This is a genomic window from Antarctobacter jejuensis, from assembly GCF_052266595.1.
In the GTDB taxonomy this organism is placed as follows: domain Bacteria; phylum Pseudomonadota; class Alphaproteobacteria; order Rhodobacterales; family Rhodobacteraceae; genus Antarctobacter; species Antarctobacter jejuensis.
The window spans coordinates 116,905-134,729 of record NZ_JBQQXJ010000005.1; the positions used below are offsets into that span (position 1 = coordinate 116,905).

Annotated in this window: 18 protein-coding genes; 11 read left to right on the top strand and 7 right to left on the bottom strand. The window is 65.3% G+C overall.

Annotated elements, in window-relative coordinates:
• Positions 1 to 10: 10 nt before the first annotated feature.
• Both mutY and ACTXGA_RS09020 read left to right on the top strand, forming a co-directional pair.
• Positions 11 to 1,069, top strand: a complete 1,059-nt coding sequence (gene mutY, locus ACTXGA_RS09015; protein ID WP_443392863.1) for an A/G-specific adenine glycosylase — start codon at positions 11 to 13, stop codon at positions 1,067 to 1,069.
• A gap of 63 nt (positions 1,070 to 1,132) precedes the next feature.
• Entirely contained in the window at positions 1,133 to 2,263 is a 1,131-nt protein-coding gene (locus ACTXGA_RS09020) for an alkane 1-monooxygenase (RefSeq protein ID WP_443392865.1), read from the top strand.
• Between the two features lie 219 nt (positions 2,264 to 2,482).
• On the opposite strand, the gene ACTXGA_RS09025 is transcribed toward ACTXGA_RS09020, so the two are convergent.
• Positions 2,483 to 2,656, bottom strand: coding sequence for a hypothetical protein (locus ACTXGA_RS09025; protein WP_443392867.1), 174 nt, complete (start codon positions 2,654 to 2,656; stop codon positions 2,483 to 2,485).
• Positions 2,657 to 2,702: 46 nt separating this feature from the next.
• Here ACTXGA_RS09025 and ACTXGA_RS09030 point away from each other — a divergent pair, with 46 nt between their 5' ends.
• Together ACTXGA_RS09030 and ACTXGA_RS09035 are read left to right on the top strand one after the other, a co-directional pair.
• On the top strand, positions 2,703 to 3,110 hold the full coding sequence (locus tag ACTXGA_RS09030) for a (R)-mandelonitrile lyase (RefSeq protein WP_443392869.1): 408 nt from the start codon (positions 2,703 to 2,705) through the stop codon (positions 3,108 to 3,110).
• 239 nt (positions 3,111 to 3,349) lie between these two features.
• A complete protein-coding gene (locus ACTXGA_RS09035; protein WP_443392870.1) occupies positions 3,350 to 4,219 on the top strand; it encodes a DUF817 domain-containing protein in 870 nt (289 codons plus the stop codon).
• Here ACTXGA_RS09035 and ACTXGA_RS09040 read toward each other — a convergent pair.
• From ACTXGA_RS09040 to ACTXGA_RS09050, 3 genes are read right to left on the bottom strand one after another with little or no spacing between them, the layout of a single operon-like run.
• Entirely contained in the window at positions 4,182 to 5,081 is a 900-nt protein-coding gene (locus ACTXGA_RS09040) for an EamA family transporter (protein ID WP_443392872.1), read from the bottom strand. The two genes, ACTXGA_RS09035 and ACTXGA_RS09040, sit on opposite strands and share 38 nt — an antisense overlap.
• A 41-nt stretch (positions 5,082 to 5,122) precedes the next feature.
• Entirely contained in the window at positions 5,123 to 6,022 is a 900-nt protein-coding gene (locus tag ACTXGA_RS09045) for a fatty acid desaturase (RefSeq protein ID WP_443392874.1), read from the bottom strand.
• Entirely contained in the window at positions 6,015 to 6,218 is a 204-nt protein-coding gene (locus tag ACTXGA_RS09050) for a DUF2061 domain-containing protein (protein WP_443392876.1), read from the bottom strand. The genes ACTXGA_RS09045 and ACTXGA_RS09050 overlap by 8 nt, the downstream gene beginning before the upstream one ends.
• Positions 6,219 to 6,325: 107 nt before the next feature.
• Here ACTXGA_RS09050 and ACTXGA_RS09055 point away from each other — a divergent pair, with 107 nt between their 5' ends.
• Positions 6,326 to 7,189: a helix-turn-helix domain-containing protein gene (locus ACTXGA_RS09055; protein ID WP_443392878.1), complete on the top strand. Its 864-nt coding sequence runs from the start codon at positions 6,326 to 6,328 to the stop codon at positions 7,187 to 7,189.
• Positions 7,190 to 7,685: 496 nt separating this feature from the next.
• Here ACTXGA_RS09055 and ACTXGA_RS09060 read toward each other — a convergent pair whose 3' ends face one another.
• A complete protein-coding gene (locus tag ACTXGA_RS09060; RefSeq protein ID WP_443392880.1) occupies positions 7,686 to 8,732 on the bottom strand; it encodes an aldo/keto reductase in 1,047 nt (348 codons plus the stop codon).
• 220 nt (positions 8,733 to 8,952) lie between these two features.
• Between ACTXGA_RS09060 and ACTXGA_RS09065 the strand changes: the two genes are divergently transcribed.
• The 6 genes from ACTXGA_RS09065 (at position 8,953) to truB (ending at position 16,249) form a co-directional block, all read left to right on the top strand.
• Complete coding sequence (locus ACTXGA_RS09065; RefSeq protein ID WP_443392882.1) at positions 8,953 to 9,567, top strand: ImuA family protein; 615 nt, start codon at positions 8,953 to 8,955, stop codon at positions 9,565 to 9,567.
• Positions 9,568 to 9,664: 97 nt separating this feature from the next.
• Entirely contained in the window at positions 9,665 to 10,900 is a 1,236-nt protein-coding gene (locus ACTXGA_RS09070) for an MFS transporter (RefSeq protein WP_443392884.1), read from the top strand.
• A gap of 145 nt (positions 10,901 to 11,045) precedes the next feature.
• A complete protein-coding gene (metG, locus tag ACTXGA_RS09075; RefSeq protein WP_443392886.1) occupies positions 11,046 to 12,758 on the top strand; it encodes a methionine--tRNA ligase in 1,713 nt (570 codons plus the stop codon).
• Positions 12,759 to 13,006: 248 nt separating this feature from the next.
• Positions 13,007 to 13,837 (top strand): LysR family transcriptional regulator, encoded by an 831-nt coding sequence (locus ACTXGA_RS09080; RefSeq protein WP_443392888.1) that lies wholly within the window; start codon positions 13,007 to 13,009, stop codon positions 13,835 to 13,837.
• Between the two features lie 43 nt (positions 13,838 to 13,880).
• Positions 13,881 to 15,284 (top strand): MATE family efflux transporter, encoded by a 1,404-nt coding sequence (locus ACTXGA_RS09085; protein WP_443392890.1) that lies wholly within the window; start codon positions 13,881 to 13,883, stop codon positions 15,282 to 15,284.
• A 53-nt stretch (positions 15,285 to 15,337) separates the two neighbouring features.
• Positions 15,338 to 16,249, top strand: coding sequence for a tRNA pseudouridine(55) synthase TruB (gene truB, locus ACTXGA_RS09090; protein ID WP_443392892.1), 912 nt, complete (start codon positions 15,338 to 15,340; stop codon positions 16,247 to 16,249).
• Between the two features lie 63 nt (positions 16,250 to 16,312).
• Here truB and ACTXGA_RS09095 read toward each other — a convergent pair whose 3' ends face one another.
• Entirely contained in the window at positions 16,313 to 17,134 is an 822-nt protein-coding gene (locus ACTXGA_RS09095) for an alpha/beta fold hydrolase (RefSeq protein WP_443392894.1), read from the bottom strand.
• Positions 17,134 to 17,811 (bottom strand): haloacid dehalogenase type II, encoded by a 678-nt coding sequence (locus ACTXGA_RS09100; protein WP_443392895.1) that lies wholly within the window; start codon positions 17,809 to 17,811, stop codon positions 17,134 to 17,136. Before ACTXGA_RS09100 ends, ACTXGA_RS09095 begins: the two co-directional genes overlap by 1 nt.
• Positions 17,812 to 17,825: the final 14 nt, after the last annotated feature.

The window sequence follows — 17,825 nt, forward strand, 5'->3', positions numbered from 1 at the left end:
AGTTTCACCCTTGCGTGATGAGCCCTCAGAAACACCCAGCGCAGCGGCCCTGCTGGACTGGTATGACCGCCATGCCCGCGCCCTGCCGTGGCGTGTGGGGCCGCAGGATCTGGCCCGGGGCATCCGCCCCGATCCCTACCGCGTCTGGCTGTCGGAGATCATGCTGCAGCAAACCACCGTCGCCGCGGTCAAGGATTATTTCCACGCATTCACAACACGTTGGCCAACGGTTCAGGCGCTCGCGGCTGCCGAGGATGCCGATGTCATGGCCGCCTGGGCAGGGCTTGGCTACTACGCCCGCGCGCGCAACCTGCTGAAATGCGCCCGCGTGGTGGCGCAGGACCATGCGGGCATCTTTCCCTCCGATCACGCCACCCTTCTGACCCTGCCGGGGATCGGCCCCTATACCGCTGCCGCCATATCCGCCATCGCCTTTGACGCGCCGGAAACCGTGGTCGACGGCAATGTAGAGCGCGTCATGGCGCGCATTTACGACGAACACACCCCCCTGCCCAAGGCCAAGCCGATCCTGACGGACTTCGCCGCCCGCCTGACCCCGGACAGTCGGCCGGGCTGTTACGCGCAGGCCGTGATGGACCTTGGCGCCACCATCTGCACGCCCAAACGCCCCGCCTGCGGCCTGTGCCCCTGGCGCCGCTCCTGCGCGGCATGGGCCAAGGGCACCGCCGCGGAACTGCCAAAGAAGGAGCCGAAGAAACGCAAACCCACCCGGCTTGGCATCGCCTACCTCGCCCGCCGGGTCGATGGCGCATGGCTGCTGGAGCGGCGCCCCGACAAGGGGCTGCTGGGCGGGATGCTGGGCTGGCCCGGCTCGGACTGGGGCGATGCCCCGGCCGAAGATCCGCCCATCCGCGCCGAATGGAAGACCGTGAACGGCGAGGCCCGCCACACCTTCACGCATTTTCACCTTCGCCTGACCGTCAAGACCGCGCTGGTCCCGATGGACCGCCAGCCCCATCGCGGAGAATTCATCGAATTGCCCGAGTTTCGCCCCTCCGACCTGCCTACGGTGATGCGCAAGGCCTTTGACCTCGCGCAAGGTGGCTGATCGCGCCTTGGGTCAGGGTGCAAGCGGCATTAGACTGAACCGGCATCAGATCGGAGCAACGCGATGATCCCCGCTAATCGGGTGGCCCAGCCCACCGCCGCCCTGCCCTTCTACCTGTCCTACCTGCTGATTCCGCTGGTCTGGGTCGCGGCCTCTCTGGGCGGCTGGTGGATCCTGCTGCCCATCGCCGCCACATGGTATCTGTTTTCGGCGCTGGATGCGGTTCTGGGCCTCAACACCGAAAATGCAGACCTGCAGACCACCGACGCGCAGCTGACATGGTACAAGATCATCACCGCCGCCTGGGTACCGCTGCAATTCGTGAACCTGTTTGCCCTGATCTGGGTCGTCAGCGACGCCCCGCTGACACCGCTGGAAAAATTCGGCGTCTTCTTTGGCGTCGGCGTCATGACCGGCACGGTCGGCATCAACTACAGCCACGAAATGATGCATCAGAAAAGCCGCATCGAACGCTTTCTTGGCGATCTGCTGCTGGCCATGGTGCTCTATTCGCACTTCCGCTCCGAACACCTGCTGGTGCATCACCGCTACGTCGGCACCCCGCGCGACCCGGTGACCGCGCGCTACAACGAAGGCTTCCACCGCTTTTACCCCCGCGTGTTGCGCCAAAGCCTGCTCAGCAGTTTTGCCGCCGAAAAGGCCATGCTGGCGCGCAAGAGCCTGCCCTGGCACCACCTGTCGAACCCGTTCTGGCGCTATTGGGGCCTGCAACTGATCATGCTGGCGCTGGCCATTGCCCTTGGCGGCGGCACCGGCCTCCTGCTGTTTCTCGTGCAGGCCGGGGTGGCGGTCTGGCAGCTGGAACTGGTCAACTACGTCGAACACTACGGCCTGACCCGCCGCCACCTGGGTGAGGGCAAATACGAACACGTCCTGCCCCGTCATTCATGGAACGCGGCGCACAAGGCGTCGAACTGGCTGCTGATCAACCTGCAACGCCATTCCGATCATCACTACAAACCGGACCGCCGATTTCCCCTGCTGCAGAACCACGCGCAGGAGGACGCCCCGCAACTGCCCTACGGCTATCCGATCATGACCATGGCCGCGATGGTGCCGCCGCTGTGGAGAAGGGTGATGAATCCCCGCGTCCGTGACTGGCGCAGGCGCTACTACCCGGACATTCAGGACTGGACCCCCTACAACAAGGGCGCAACGCCCCTGCCGCGCTGAGGGTCCCCCTCGCGGATCTTCCGTTCGATCAACGTGATGCAGAAATGGTCCCGCACCTGCTCCTCGGCCCGGACATTTGCACCTGCGATCAGCGTCTTGAGGAATTCGAGCATCTCGCCCGCCATTCAATGAACATCGTGCACGACGGTGGGGCAAAGATGCGCGGCTCCTATCCCGAGAGAACGATCCCATGCACGGAGGAAAACAGCGCCCGCACCATCAGGTCCGTGCGCGCGCCTTCAACCCGCGCAATCCCTCCTCGGCAATCCGTGCCTCGGCCAAGGCCACCGGCTTTTCCCATAGCGCCGCCTTGTGCACGGCCACCTTTCCCGCCATTGCCCCGCCCCGGTTGTGAACATCGTTCAGCGCCACCACCGCGACGGACGCTTCCACAAGCGGCGCAATCCGCTAGGCTGCGGACAACAGGAAAGGACAGCCCATGCAGATCACCCGCGCCGGAACCACCCCCTCGTCCAGGCCCAACCCAGACTACTTCACCGGCACGGTCCGTTTCGACCCGGTGATTTCCGCCCCCGCACCCGCCCGGGTCAATGCGCTGATCGTCACTTTTGAGCCCGGCGCCCGCACCGCATGGCACACCCACCCGCTGGGCCAGACCCTGCGCATCCTTTCCGGCCTCTGCCTCGCCCAGCGTGATGGCGGCCCGGTCATGGAACTGCGTCCCGGCGATACGGTCTGGTTCGAACCGGGGGAACGCCACTGGCACGGCGCCGCCCCCGACGTGGCCATGGCCCACCTCGCCATTCAGGAACAACAGGACGGCAGCGCCGCCGACTGGATGGAAAAGGTCTCGGACGCCGATTACAACGGCCCGCGCGACAGCTGAAAGGAACGCTCCCCCGGTCTTCTTTGGGCTTGAAATACCCTCGGGGGAGGCGCCGCAGGCGACGGGGGCAGCGCCCCCTTCCCCCGCCCAGGCCCGGGCCACCCGTGAGCAGGAGGGCCGCGGCGGCCCCCCCGGCCCCCCCGGCCCCGGGGCGGTCCCTCCCCCCCCGAGCCACCCCGCCGCAACCCCTCTGGCCGCCCTGACTGGCACCGCCACGCCTGCCACGCCACAAGGACGTCATGATCAGCACCCGCCGTCTTGAACGCGCGCTTGGCGATTACGCCCGCGCCCGCCTGCCCCGGGGTCTTTCAGACCTCCTGATGTTCCTCCTCAAGCAAGGCTGGGCCTGCCTCTTCGGCTTTCTCATGCTGGGCGGCCTTCTGGTCACGGACCGCTTCTGGCCCGACGACGCCCCCCTTGCCCGCTACGACCTCATGTTCCTCTACGCGCTCTCGCTGCAGATCGGTTTTTTGATCTTCCGGCTGGAAACACTGAAAGAGGCCAAGGTCATCCTGCTGTTCCACCTGACCGGCACCGCGATGGAGCTGTTCAAGGTCAACGCAGGCAGCTGGGCCTACCCCGAAGCGGCCTTCCTGAAATTCTACGGCGTGCCGCTGTTTTCCGGCTTCATGTATGCCGCCGTGGGCAGCTACATGGCCCGCGTTATCCGCATCTTCGACATGAAATTCGCGCCCTACCCGCCGTTCTGGACCACCGTCCTGCTCGCCGTGGCGATCTACGTGAACTTCTTCGCCCACCACTACCTGCCCGACGCGCGCTATGTCCTGATGGCCCTCACCCTGCTGCTGTTCCTCCGCACCCGCGTCTGGTTCACCCTCAACCGCACGCGCCGCTGGATGCCGCTGCCGCTCGCCGCTTTCCTGACCTCGATCTTCCTCTGGATCGCGGAAAACGTCGGCACCAACACCAATACATGGCTCTATTCGGGGCAAAGCACGCTGGACATCGTGCACCTGTCCAAGATGGGGTCCTGGTATCTCCTGCTCTACGTCAGCTTCGCCACCGTGACATTGATCCTGCGCGACGCGCTGTCTCCGGAACCGCTGAGCTTTACAGAACCAGCACCAGAACCACGATCGACACCGTAAGCACGCCGATCCCCGTCAGTTCGCGCGCCGTCACCTTCTCGCGGAAAAACAGCACAGAGGCCGCCAGCGACAGGATCAGCTCCACCTGTCCCAGCGCATAGACATAGGCCGCGGTCTGCAGGGTGAAGGCGGTGAACCACCCCATCGTCCCCGCCATCGACGTCAGCCCCAGCCAGACCGCCCGCCCCCGCGCCGCCCAGACCGCACGCAACTGCCCCGGCTCACGCAGATGCAGCCAGACCGCCATGCCAAGGGCCTGCATCAGCGTCACGCAGGCCAGCGACACCGCCGCCCGCAAGACCGGATCCTCGCTTGGCACCGCCAGCGTCGTCGCCCGATAGCCCACCCCGGCAATGGCAAAGAAGAACCCGGACCCCACGCCCAGCAGCACCGCGCGGCTCTTCAACCCGCGCCACAGCCCCGCCGCATCCGGCGTCCGCGACAGCAAGAGAACCCCCAGCAGGCCGATCCCGATCGCCAGCCAGCCCATCGGCGAAATCGCCTCGCCCAACAGGACCAGCCCCATCAGCGCCGTCTGAATCACCTCCGTCTTCTTGAAGGTGATGCCCACCGCGAAATTGCGCTCTCGAAAGGTCAGCACCACCAGCACCGTGGCAAGGATCTGCCCCAGCCCGCCAACCACGGCCCAGGCCAGAAAGGCACCGCCAAGATCCGGCAGATCGGCCCCCGTGACCCACAGGTAGCCCGCCAGAACCAGGGCCGCCGCAGGCGCGGCATAGGCAAAGCGCGCAAAGGTGCTGCCCGTGGCGCTCAGCGCGCCGCCGGCCAGCACCTTGTGCAGCATGAAGCGGATGGTTTGAAATCCCGCCGCCGCCAGCGTTGCGATAATCCACAGATCCATGCCGTCATGTGCGACAGGCGCGCTGCGGGCGCAAGCCCGGCTCACTCACCGGGATAAAGCGGATGCGGCACCGGGTCCTTGGCGCGCAGGAAATAGCGCCGGAACACCTCGCCGTAAGAGCCATAGCGATAGCCGCCGTTCCGGCTCAGATAGCGGTCGCGGTCCTGCCGGTACACGCGCGGCAGCCGGTACCACGGCACCATGGCATGCATGTGATGCACCACGTGCAGGTTGTTGTTGAGAAAGATCAGCGCCAATGGCCCACGATCCTCGATGATCACCGTGCGCGCCTGCGCGGCCTCATGGGCGCGATGCTCCAGAAAGGTGCGGATTTTCAGCACCGACAGCGCCAGATAGGTGCTCGCCAGCCAGGCCCAGACCGGCATGACCGCCACCGCCCAGATCCACCAGACCACCAGCAGCACCGCCGGCACATGCAGCGCCCAGCCCAGCATCACCCGCCGGTCCCCGCGCAGCGCCGCCCGCAGGTCCCACAGCACAAAGGCCAGCGTGCCGATCACCGGCCCCAACACCATCCGCCCGGCCAGCGTGTTGTTCAACCGCAACAGGCCACGCGCCCAGCGCGGCAACCGGCCCCAGACCTTGGGATCCATGAAATTGCTTTCCGGGTCGTCATAGGGATCGGTCAGGATCGCGTCGCGGTGATGCGCCAGATGGGTATCGCGGAACCGCAGATAGGGCACCACCAGTGACAGCGCCGGAAACACCAGCGCCGCGTTCCAGACAGGCGACCGGAACGGATGCCCGTGCAACATCTCATGGGTCAGCGACGAATGCAGCGCCGCGCCGATCACCACCAGCGCCATGCCAAGGGGCAGCCAGACCTCCGCCGCCCATGTGGTCCCCAGCGCCCAAAGCGCATAACAGACGCCCAGCAGACACAGCGTCGGCCACTCCAATCCGCGCAACCGCTCAACCATGCCGGCCCCAGCGGATCCCGGCCCAGACCCGTTCATAGACAAGATAGGTCAGGAACCCCAGCACGGCATTGATTGCCGCCATGCCGCCGCCCACCGCCAGCGATCCGGTAAAGGCAAAGCCGACCCCCACCATGACCACCAGTCCCAACAGGGTCCAAAGGATGGATTTCACCAAGGTGCGCGCGCGGGTTTCCATACTGCCTCCATTTCATTGACCTTTTGGCCAAAGGTAACGACGGCGTGCGCGGTGGGGTATTCTGCGTCTGGTTCACAATTCTCGGCAGACGTGATAATAATCACCAAATGATGGAAATTATCGACAAACGCCGCCGCGCCGCCCAGCTGCGCGCCCGTCTGGCAGAGGCGATGCAGCGGGCGGGGTCCAACCAGACCGCGCTGGCGCGCAGCATCGGGGTGGACCGCTCCACCATCTCGCAATTGCTCAAGGATGAGGGCGCGCGCCTGCCCAACGCGCATGTGGTCGGGGCCTGCGCGCAGGCGCTTGGCGTCTCGACCGATTGGCTGCTTGGCCTTTCGGAACGGCCCGAAAGCGCGGCGGACCTGCTCGCCACCTCCATGACCCTGACCGAAGCGCCCCGCGCCCTAGTCGACGAACAGATCTACCAATGGCACCGCGAGGCCGAAGGCTACAAGATCCGCCATGTGCCCGCCGCCCTGCCCGACATGTTCAAGACGCGCGCCGTGCTGGAATGGGAATACTCGCCACATCTGGGCAAGACGACCCAGCAGGCGATCAACGCCTCAGAGGACCGGCTGAACTGGATGCGCGCCTCGCAATCGGACTATGAAATCGCCCTGCCGGTTCATGAAATCGCGAATTTCGCCGCCGGAACCGGTTACTATTCCGACCTCCCGGCAGAGGACCGCCGCAGCCAGCTGGCGCAACTGGCCGACCTGTCAGAGGCGCTCTACCCCCGCCTGCGCGTCTACCTCTTCGACGCCCGCAGGCTCTATTCCGCCCCCGTCACCGTCTTTGGCCCGCTGCTGGCGGTGCTCTACCTCGGCCGCAACTACCTCGCCTTCCGCGACACCGAACGGGTCTCGGCGATCACCCAGCACTTCGACCATCTGGTCAAGGAGGCCAGCATCACCGCCCGCGCCCTGCCCGGCCACCTGCGCGCGCTGCAAGATCAACTCGCCCCCTGACCCAAGACCCAAGGCTCCGCCCCTGCGCGCGTCAGGGCTCCGCCCGTTCACAGTTCGATCTCTCCACTGGAGAGATCGTCGACCCAAGGGCCGAACCACTGTTCACTCCCCCGGAGAGTTTGCCGGTCTTCGACCGGATCGGTGCTCCCTTCGGGCCCGGGCTCCGCCCCTTGCTGATGCCGAAAAGAGACGGACGCGCGGGCAAGGCAAGGGGGCGCAGCCCCGCGCAAAGCGCGGCTTGCCCTTGCCTTGCACGGGCGGCTGTCTCAGGCATCAATCGGCAAGGGAGGGGTCTGGCGGGCGGGCCTGTTCACGGGTGAATCCTGAAGCGAAAACCTCACCCTCAAAAGGGTCGGCGGGCGGGCGATGCGGCCCAAAGGGCCGCGAGACCCGTCCCCGATCCACAGGCCTCAAAGGTTAGCAAAGGGTAAAATCGCCCTCGTAACCCCTTGATCCTGCATTCCCCCTAAGCTGTCCACGCGTGGACACACCAAATTCAATAGGGCATCGGATGCGCCTTGTGGACCGCATCCAACCGCTCCAGCACCTCTTCCGACAGCTCCACCTCGACCGCCCCCAACAGGTGCTCCAACTGCTCGAAAGTCGTCGCGCCAAAGATCGACGAGGCCACAAAGGACCGCTGCGCCGACCAGGCCAGGGCCATCAGCGCCGGATCAAGGCCAAAGTCCCGCGCCACCTCCAGATAGGCGGCCACAGCCTCGAACACCCGCTCGGTCCGCCGCCCGCCCATGCCCTCGTTCAACGACATGCGCGACCCCTCCGGCACCGCGCCGCCCTGATACTTCCCGGTCAGGAAACCCGCCCCCAGCGGCGAAAACGGCAGCAGCCCCACATCCTCGTAGGTCATCAACTCGGCCAGATCCGTATCGGCCATCCGGCACAGCAAGGAATATTCGTTCTGGATCGAGGCCACGCGCGGCCCACCCACGCGGTCGGCCGCCTCCAGCCACATCTGCGTGCCCCAGGCGCTTTCGTTCGACAGGCCAAAGGCCCGGATCGTCCCACGCTCCACCTCGGCCTGCAGCGCGCCCAGACAATCCTCCATATCCGCCACCACCTGCGCCCTGCTCCAGCCCGATTTCGCGGGATCATAGCGCCAGTTCTTGCGGAACATATAGCTGCCCCGGTTCGGCCAGTGGAACTGGTAGAGATCGATGTAATCGGTCTTGAGCCGTTTCAGTGAGCCTTCAACCGTCTCGCGGATCGACTTTGAAGAAATCGGCGCGCCGTCCCGCGCCTTGCTGCCCTCGCCGGAATGCTTGGTGGCAAGGACCCACTCTGCCCGCCGCCCCGAAGCCGCGAACCAGTCCCCGATGATCTCTTCTGTCCGGCCAATGGTTTCGGCCCGCACCGGGTTCACCGGGTACATCTCGGCAGTGTCCATGAAGTTGATGCCCGCCTCCAGCGCCCGGTCGATCTGACGGTGCGCCTCTTCCGGCGGGGTCTGGGTTCCATAAGTCATGGTGCCAAGGCAAAGCTCGGTCACCTGCAGGCCGCTGCGGCCCAGAGGGTTCATTTTCATGGGGGTGCCCCGTTTGATGATCGTTTCTGATGTTCGCTTCGGGGCGCAAGATGACACCCCCCGCCCGGATGGCAAGGGGGAGGCCGCCTGTCACGGACGGATGCGGACATGGTCCCCGAAACAGCAAATGCAGTCCGACAGGACGCATCCGCGGTATTGTGAGCGAACAGCCCCGGCCAGCATCTTGAGAACAAAATGAGAACAATCTACACTGATCAACATGACAATGGCCTCCGCTTCCGCCCTGCTGTCGCGCCGTCCGCACAGCCCACCCCCCGGCCTGCAGCTCTGGGGGGATATCACCCTGCCACTTGCGCGGGTGCATGAGATCTGCGGTCAGGCGCGGCGCCTGCTGGCGTTGAAAATCGCGGCGCAGGCAGAGGGGTCGGTGGTCTGGATCACCCGTCGCCACGGCACCGATCAACTGAACCCCTGCGGCATGGCCGGACTCCTCAATCCCGGCGACGTGCTGTTCGTCAGCGCCGACCGCCCCGATGACAGCCTCTGGGCGATGGAGGAGGCCCTGCGCAGCGGCGCGGTGCCGGTGGTGGTGGCCGATCTGGCCGAACCGCCCGGAATGACCCCGGTACGCCGGTTGCACCTTGCCGCCGAAACCGGCACCGGGGCGGGCCTGTTCCGGCCTGTAGGGCTGCTGCTGACACCGGGCAGCGGCGGTGCGCCGGGGATCGAAACGCGGCTGTCTTGCGATCCGGCCCATGCCCCGGGGCAGGAGGCCTGGAAAATCGAACGACTGCGCGCCCGGATGATGCCGCCGAAACGCTGGCGGCTGGCGCAGGAGCGGCTGACGCGCTGGACCGATCCGGCAGAGGCGTGACCCGCCCCTGCCCTGTCCCGGAGGAAAAGACCGAAACGACACAGAAAATGTCGCGAGCCCACCTGACATCCCGTTCCCGGTGACGCACAAGGGCAGCATGCGCCTGATCGTCTCCTTCGCCGCCCTGTTCCTTTCCGTCATTCTGCTGCAGCTCTCCTCGGGCGGCGTCGGTCCGTTGGACGCGCTGTCGGGACTGGCGCTGAACTTTTCGACACAGGAAATCGGTTTTCTCGGCTCGGCCCATTTCGCGGGCTTCTTCATCGGCTGCTGGTGGGCGCCGCGCCTGATGGGCGATGTCGGCCATTCCCGCGCCTATGCCGCCTTCACCGCGCTTGGGACCATCGGCATCCTGGGACATGTCCTCAGCGACGATCCCTATGTCTGGAGCGTTCTGCGCATCGGACAGGGCATCTGCGTGGCGGGGTGCTACACGGTGATCGAGGCATGGATGCACGCCAAGGTCACCAACGAGACCCGTGGCCGCGCCACCGGGGCCTACCGACTTGTCGACATCAGCGCATCGCTTTGCGCGCAGATGATCATCTCGATCCTGCCGCCCGCGCATTACATCAGCTACACGATTCTGGCGCTGATCTGCTGCGCGGCGCTGCTGCCGCTGACGCTGACCCGGCTGGTCCCGCCGGACATGCCCGACGCGCCGCGTCTGACGCCCGGTCTGGCATGGGCACGGTCGCCGCTGGCGGTGGCCGGTGTGCTGGTGGCCGCCTTGTCCAGCGCCTCTTTCCGAATGGTCGGCCCCCTCTACGGCACCGGCGTCGGGCTGGAGACCGGGCAAATCGCCCTGTTTCTGGCCTCTTTCGTGGCCGGAGGCGCGCTGGCGCAATACCCGGTCGGCTGGCTAGCCGACCGCTATGACCGGCGGCACGTGCTGATCTGGCTGTCGATCGCGGCGGTCGTGGCCTGCACGCTGACCGGGCTGGCCGCAGGCATGCCGACCGCGGCGATCATGCTGACGGCGGCCCTGTTCGGCCTGACCACCTTTCCGATTTTTTCCATTGCCGCCGCACACGCCCATGACTTTGCCGATGCCGAAGAGCGCGTCGCCCTGTCGGCCGCGCTGATGTTCTGGTACGCGGTCGGCGCGATTGCCGCCCCCTGGGTGGCCTCGGCCCTGATCGAGGCCTATGGCCCGCCCGCCCTGTTTGTCCTGATCGCCATCGGACATGCGGTGCTGGTGGTCTTTGGCTTGGTCCGGATGCGGACAGGCCGGACCAAGGCCAAAAGCACCCGTTATATCTATACGCCCCGATCCTCGTTCATGGTTGGGCGGCTGCTGTCGAACTTTCGTGACAACGGCGACAGGCGCAACTGACCGGCTTTGCCCGGAACTGGCGCCACGCCGCGCGACAGACGTAACGATCAGGATGCGTTTGCGACAAAGCCACCGTCCCTCTGGTCCTCGGGCGGCATGAGGGATAAACGATGCGCAAACCTCAGGACGGACAGGCGCGACACCAATGGCACGACATCTCATCACATCCGCCATTCCCTACATCAACGGCATCAAGCACCTTGGAAACCTCGTGGGCAGTCAGTTGCCCGCCGATCTCTATGCCCGCTACCTGCGCAAGCGCGGGCATGAGGTGCTGTTTCTTTGCGCGACCGATGAACACGGCACCCCCGCCGAACTGGCCGCCGCCAAGGCGGGCAAGCCGGTGGCCGAGTATTGCGCCGAGATGTGGGAAGTGCAGGCCAAGCTGGCCGAGGGGTTCCGCCTGTCGTTTGATCATTTCGGACGGTCGTCTTCCGAACAAAACCGCAAACTGACACAGCATTTCGCCAAGGTACTGGATGAACAGGGCCTGATCCGCGAAGTGTCCGAGACGCAGATGTATTCCAAGGCGGACGGGCGTTTCCTGCCCGACCGCTATATCGAGGGCACCTGCCCCAACTGCGGCTTCGAGAGCGCGCGCGGCGACCAGTGTGACAACTGCACCAAGCAGCTGGACCCGGTCGACCTGATCAACCCGCATTCGACGATCTCCGGCTCCACCGATCTGGAAATGCGCGAGACCAAGCATCTGTACCTGCGCCAATCCGCGATGAAGGACCAGATCGAGGAATGGATCGACACCCGCGAAGGCTGGCCCGTGCTGACCACCTCGATCGCCAAGAAATGGCTGAACGATGGTGACGGGTTGCAGGACCGGGGCATCACCCGTGACCTTGATTGGGGCGTGCCCGTGCAAAAGGGCGATGAACCTTGGCCCGGCATGGAGGGCAAGGTTTTCTACGTCTGGTTCGACGCGCCGATCGAATACATCGCCTGTGCACAGGAATGGGTCGACGCGGGCAAAGGCGACGACTGGGCGCGCTGGTGGCGCAATGACAAGGGCGCCGAGGACGTGCGCTATACCCAGTTCATGGGCAAGGACAACGTGCCCTTTCACACGCTGTCCTTCCCGGTCACGATCCTGGGCAGCGGCGAGCCATGGAAGCTGGTCGATTACATCAAGTCGTTCAACTACCTGAACTACGATGGCGGCCAGTTCAGCACGTCGCGCGGGCGCGGGGTGTTCATGGATCAGGCGCTGGAGATCCTGCCCGCCGATTACTGGCGCTGGTGGTTGCTGAGCCATGTGCCCGAGACCTCGGACAGCGAATTCACCTGGGAATCATTCCAGTCCGGCGTGAACAAGGACCTCGCCGACGTGCTGGGCAACTTCGCCAGCCGCGTGACCAAGTTCTGCCGCTCCAAGTTCTCCGAAGCGGTGCCCGAGGGTGGCACACCCGGTGAGGCAGAGGCCAAGCTGATCGCCGATCTGACGGCCAAGGTCCGCGAATACGAGGGCCACATGGAGGCGGTCGAGATCCGCAAGGCTGCCGCTGCCCTGCGCGCCGCATGGGTGCTGGGCAACGAATACCTGCAAGAGGTCGCGCCCTGGTCCACCTTCAAGACCGACCCGGAACAGGCAGCGATGCAGATTCGCCTCGCGCTGAACCTGATCCGGCTCTACGCGGTGATTTCCGATCCGTTCATCCCCGACGCCTGCGCCGACCTGCGCGCCGCCATGCAAAGCGACGATGACAGCTGGCCCACGGATATCGCTGCCGCGCTGGAGGTCATGCCCGCAGGCCACGCGTTCACCGTGCCGGACGTGACCTTCCGCAAGATCACGGATGCCGAACGCGAAGAATGGCAGGAACGCTTCGCCGGGACCCGCGCCTGAGCTTCGCGCGCCCGAACAGAGCAACCCGCAGCAACAAATACTGCTGCCGCCGCATCCATTTGCGGCGGCTGGCGATGCGCGCGGTGATGATCTCCTTTTCCGAAGGTTTCTGCGATGCGGCACGCGGGAGCGCGTGAACAAATAGAACGGTCATGTTTTCACCTTTGGAAGCATTGATTGTGATGCCGCCTCATAGGTGACGCAGTACATCCCTTGAAAACAGCGCTGAACTGCGCAAGCTGTCTTTCATGAATGAAACCCCTTTCAGCCTCGACGATCTGGCCGTCCTGGTCGAGGTCGCGCGCTGCGGCTCACTGTCAGAGGCGTCGCGCCAGTCCGATATACCGCTCCCGACCCTCTCGCGCCGCATGACCCGGCTAGAACAGCAATGCGGGCGCGCGCTGTTTCTGCGCGGCAAGGCCGGGTACACGCTGACCACCGAGGGCCGCGCGCTGGTCGAGCGGGTGGCGGGCCTGAACGCGATCCGGCGCAAGGCCGACCTGTGGCGGGATACGGCTGTGGGGCCGGTTCCGGTTCGCATTACGGCCGGGTTCTGGACCTCTCGATTCCTTGCCCAGCGGCTAAGTCCAGAGGGCGCGCCGCTCTGGCGTCCGGCCTTTCTGCCCTCGAATGCCAATCTGGACCTTGCCCACCGCGAGGCTGACATCGGCATCCGCAACCGCGCACCGGACTCGTCGCGTCTGGCGCGGCAGCGGCTGCGCCGCATCGGTTTTGCGATCTATGCGCGCGGGCCAGAGATCACGGGATTTGTCAGCCTGCCCACCGGGATTCCTGCCCCGCCCTCGCAGCGCTGGCTGCACGAAAACCACGAGGGCGAAATCACAACCACCGCCAGCGACCCGCGCCTGTGCCTCGACCTTGCGCTTGGCGGCTTTGGCAGAGTCGTCCTGCCCACCTTTGCCGGTGACGCCGAACCGGGCCTGATCCGCCTGTCGGACCCGATCCCGGAACTGGCTCATGAGGAATGGCTGGTCTCTCACCACGAGGCCCGTCACGATCCGCCCATCCGCGCCGCTTTGAACACCATCGCCGAGGCGCTGACCGAAGCCGACGGCTGATCCCGCGACTTGCCTTTGACCGGTTTTGCGCCAAGTCCGGCCCATGACTGAGAGGAAGAATAACACTGGCAAGCGCTATCTGACCTCTGGCCCGGTGAGTCGCGCGCTGTGGCGGGTGTCCGCCCCGATGAGCATTGGCATTCTCGGCGTTCTGTCGGTCGGGCTGGCAGACGCCGCCTTTCTGGCGCGGGCGGGCGATACGGCGCTGACCGCCATCGGGTTCATCTACCCGGCGATCGTGGCGCTGACCTCCCTGTCGATCGGACTAGGCGCGGGCACCTCAGCGGTGGTCAGTCAGACCCTTGGCCGTGACGGTGACGACGACAGCCGTGCCGCCCGTCTGGCGTTGCATTCGCTGATCTTTGCAACCCTGCTGGCCAGCGTGACCGCCCTGGCCTTTTTCCTTGCCGCGCCGTGGATTTTCGAACTTATGGGCGCGACGGGAGAGGTGAAAGAGGCGGTTCTGTCTTACGTACCGTGGTGGTGCATAAGTTTCGCGCCGATGGTCGCGGGGATGGGCCTGAACGCCGTCTTCCGTGCCGGGGGAGAGGCACATATCTCTGCCACGGTCATGACGGTGCAATCGCTGATCAACATAGCGCTCGACCCGATTTTCATCTTCGGGCTGGCCTTTGTGCCAGCGCTCGGCACCGAAGGCGCGGGCATCGCAACCTTCATCGCGCGGGTCCTCGGGTTTGCCGGCCTCTTGGCCTTTGCCCTGCGTAGCGGGCGGCTCTCGCTGTCGCGCGATTGCCTGACCGGAATCGGTGACAGCCTGCGCCGCATCGCGCGGATCGGAGGACCAGCAGCGGCTTCGAACGCGATCAATCCGCTGGGCCTGTCCCTGGTGACCTCTGCCGCCGCCACGCTGGGCGATGCCGCCGTTGCCGGGTTTGGCGCGGCCACCCGGGTGCAGTCTCTATTGTTCGTGCCCATGTTGGCACTGTCGGCGGGTATCGGCCCGGTTGTCGGGCAGGCCTGGGGCGCCGATCTCAGAGAGCGCGCGCAGCAGGCTGTGCGCCTGACCTTTACCCTTTGTCTGATCTACGGAGCGGCCCTGTCAGTAGTCCTGTTCCTGATCGCCGACCCTTTGGCGGGTCTCATGACCGGCGGCGGAGCCGCGCAACAGGATGCGGCCACCTATCTGCGCTGGGGCAGCCTCGGCTTTTTCGGCTACGGAATTCTTGTGACTGCCAATGCCGCGATGAATGCGCGCAACCGGGCGCTATGGTCCATGGCGCTGTCGGCCAGTCGAATTGCACTGGTCTACGTTCCGCTGGCGTGGGCAGGCGCGGCGCTGCTCGGATTTGCCGGGATCACCGGGGCTTTTGTGCTGGCCAACCTCTGGGCCGTGGCCGGGGCGGTCTTCCTGTGCCACAGGGCCGGTCTGCTTGCCGTGCCGCTGCCCGGTCACACCAATTCACGCAGGGTCGCCGCGCGCAATTGACAGCTACCCATGCGCTTGCTACCTCGCCGCCCTTATCCGACAAGAGGACCCCCATGGCACGCAAGCGCAAGGGCCGGGACATTTCCGGCTGGCTCATCGTTGACAAACCCGCCGGGCTGACCTCCACCGCTGTGGTCAACAAGGTCCGCTGGGCGCTGGACGCGAAGAAGGCCGGCCATGCCGGAACACTTGACCCCGAGGCGACCGGCGTGCTGGCCGTGGCCTTGGGTGAGGCGACCAAGACGGTGCCCTACATCACCGATGCACTAAAGGCGTACCGCTTTACCGTGCGCTTCGGTCAGGCGACCAACACCGACGACGCCGAGGGCGAGGTCATCGCCAGTTCCGATACGCGCCCCAGCGACGAGGACATCAAGGAGGCGCTCAATGGCTTCGTCGGAGAGATCATGCAGGTGCCGCCGCAGTTCTCCGCCGTCAAGATCGACGGCGAACGCGCCTACAAACGCGCCCGCGACGGCGAGGAAATGGAGATCGAGGCGCGCCCGCTCTGGGTCGAGGAACTGGTGCTGATCGACCGCCCGGATGCCGATCACGCGGAACTGGAAATGACCTGCGGCAAGGGCGGTTATGTCCGCTCCATCGCGCGCGATCTGGGCAAGGCCCTGGGCTGTTACGGTCACGTGCGCAACCTGCGCCGGATCTGGTCCGGTCCGTTCGAGGCTGAGAACGGGATCACGCTGGAACAGATTGATGCGCTGGCGCGCACGCCCGAACTGGATGCGCATTTGCTGCCGCTCGAAGTGGGCCTTGCGGACCTGCCGGAACTGAAATGCACCGCGCAGGGCGCCGCCCGCCTGCGTAACGGCAACCCGGGCATGGTGCTGGCCTCGGACGTGGAATACGGCGACGAGGCCTGGGCCTCTTTCGAGGGCAAACCGCTGGCCGTGGGCCGGTATCGCGCAGGCGAACTGCACCCCTCTCGGGTCTTCAACCTATCGGAATAAGCGCCCCAAGGGACGGTGGGTGGGGCGAATTGGGCCCAAAGGGACCAAGAGCGTCACCCTCCGTCACCCAAGCATCGACAACCATTTGCGCAGGGCCGTCACCGCTTCCGGTTCATCCAGAAACGGAATGTGCCCCCGTCCCTTGACCTCGACCGCGATCATGTCCGGTCGACGGTTCTGCATCTCGGCAAAGCATTCGGCCGTCAACAGATCCGAATTCTCGCCGCGCAGGGCACAGAGCGGCAAACCGGCAAATGCGTCGAACAAGGGCCAGAGATCCGGCGCGGGATTTGCCCCCCCTTCCAGAACCGCCTCGCGCAGCGCCGCGTCATAGGGCAGTTCAAGCCCCTCGGACGTCTGCACGAACAGGCGATCCGCCTCTTCCAGCCAGCGGCTCTCCGGCACACCGACAAATCCGGTCAACACCTCCGCCCGCCTCTGCGCCACCTCGGGCAGCGTCTTCTGCGGCGGTTTGCGGCCCAGATAGCCCTCGATGTATTTCAAGCCCGGCTCCGCAATCTCCGGCCCGATGTCATTCAGCGCCACACCCATCAGACGGTCCTTGGCCGACGCGGCCAGTACCATGGCGATCAGCCCCCCGCGTGAGGTGCCCAAAACAGCCGCTTTTTCGATCCCCAGATGATCCAGAAGTTCCAGCGCGTCGCGCCCCTCGACCGGGATCTGGTAAGTTTCCTTTGGCCCCCAATCGGATTGCCCCCGGCCGCGATAATCCAGACGGATCAGGCGCACCCCTTGCAGATGCGGGGCAACAAAGTCGAAATCCCGCCCGTCGCGGGTCAGCCCCGCAAGGCAGAGCAACGGCAGTCCTTCACCTTCGTCGCGGTAGAACAGGGACAATCCGTCCGAGGTTTCAAAACGCGGCATCACACAAGCTCCGGTATCGATGTCAGATCACTCAGGACATGGTCCGGCCTGGCCATCAGGCGGTCCATCGGCAGGCCCATCCGGTTGACCCAGGCGGTCTGAAACCCGTAGGCCGCCGCCGAACACGCATCCCAACCGTTCGATGAGACAAACAGCACCTCGTCCCGCGCACAGCCGAATTCCTCGGCCACAAGGTCATAAACCACGGCAGCAGGCTTAAAGATGCCCACCTGTTCCACCGACAAAAGCGCCTGCAGGAACTCCCCGATCGCGGCGCTGTCTACCGCGCCCTCCAGCATGTCGCGATTGCCATTGGACAGGATTGCCGACGCAACGCCCTGCGCCTTGAGACGGGCCAGCATCATCGGCACCTCGCGGTAGGCTGGCAATTCCCAGTACAGAGCCAAGAGCCGTTCGCGCAGTTCCGGATCGTCCAGACCGGCGCGTTCCATCGCCCAGTCCAACCCATCTTTTGTCACTTCCCAGAACGGCACATAGTCGCCCGTGACCGCCCGCAACCAGCTGTACTCCAACTGCTTGGCACGCCAGTCGGCGGCCAACTGCGGCCAGACCTCGGCCAGCTTGTTACGGCCCGGCTCCTCTGCCGCGACCCGGGCCGCCCCGGCCACGTCGAACAACGTGCCATAGGCATCGAAGATGCAAACCTTGATGGCCATAAACGCCCCCCTGT

Coding starts and splice junctions, on each gene's coding strand:
- ACTXGA_RS09020 (WP_443392865.1), top strand. CDS start 1,133: ATGATCCCCGCTAATCGGGTGGCCCAGCCCACCGCCGCCCTGCCCTTC.
- ACTXGA_RS09030 (WP_443392869.1), top strand. CDS start 2,703: ATGCAGATCACCCGCGCCGGAACCACCCCCTCGTCCAGGCCCAACCCA.
- ACTXGA_RS09035 (WP_443392870.1), top strand. CDS start 3,350: ATGATCAGCACCCGCCGTCTTGAACGCGCGCTTGGCGATTACGCCCGC.
- ACTXGA_RS09040 (WP_443392872.1), bottom strand. CDS start 5,081: ATGGATCTGTGGATTATCGCAACGCTGGCGGCGGCGGGATTTCAAACC.
- ACTXGA_RS09045 (WP_443392874.1), bottom strand. CDS start 6,022: ATGGTTGAGCGGTTGCGCGGATTGGAGTGGCCGACGCTGTGTCTGCTG.
- ACTXGA_RS09050 (WP_443392876.1), bottom strand. CDS start 6,218: ATGGAAACCCGCGCGCGCACCTTGGTGAAATCCATCCTTTGGACCCTG.
- ACTXGA_RS09055 (WP_443392878.1), top strand. CDS start 6,326: ATGATGGAAATTATCGACAAACGCCGCCGCGCCGCCCAGCTGCGCGCC.
- ACTXGA_RS09060 (WP_443392880.1), bottom strand. CDS start 8,732: ATGAAAATGAACCCTCTGGGCCGCAGCGGCCTGCAGGTGACCGAGCTT.
- ACTXGA_RS09065 (WP_443392882.1), top strand. CDS start 8,953: ATGACAATGGCCTCCGCTTCCGCCCTGCTGTCGCGCCGTCCGCACAGC.
- ACTXGA_RS09070 (WP_443392884.1), top strand. CDS start 9,665: ATGCGCCTGATCGTCTCCTTCGCCGCCCTGTTCCTTTCCGTCATTCTG.
- metG (WP_443392886.1), top strand. CDS start 11,046: ATGGCACGACATCTCATCACATCCGCCATTCCCTACATCAACGGCATC.
- ACTXGA_RS09080 (WP_443392888.1), top strand. CDS start 13,007: ATGAATGAAACCCCTTTCAGCCTCGACGATCTGGCCGTCCTGGTCGAG.
- ACTXGA_RS09085 (WP_443392890.1), top strand. CDS start 13,881: ATGACTGAGAGGAAGAATAACACTGGCAAGCGCTATCTGACCTCTGGC.
- truB (WP_443392892.1), top strand. CDS start 15,338: ATGGCACGCAAGCGCAAGGGCCGGGACATTTCCGGCTGGCTCATCGTT.
- ACTXGA_RS09095 (WP_443392894.1), bottom strand. CDS start 17,134: ATGCCGCGTTTTGAAACCTCGGACGGATTGTCCCTGTTCTACCGCGAC.
- ACTXGA_RS09100 (WP_443392895.1), bottom strand. CDS start 17,811: ATGGCCATCAAGGTTTGCATCTTCGATGCCTATGGCACGTTGTTCGAC.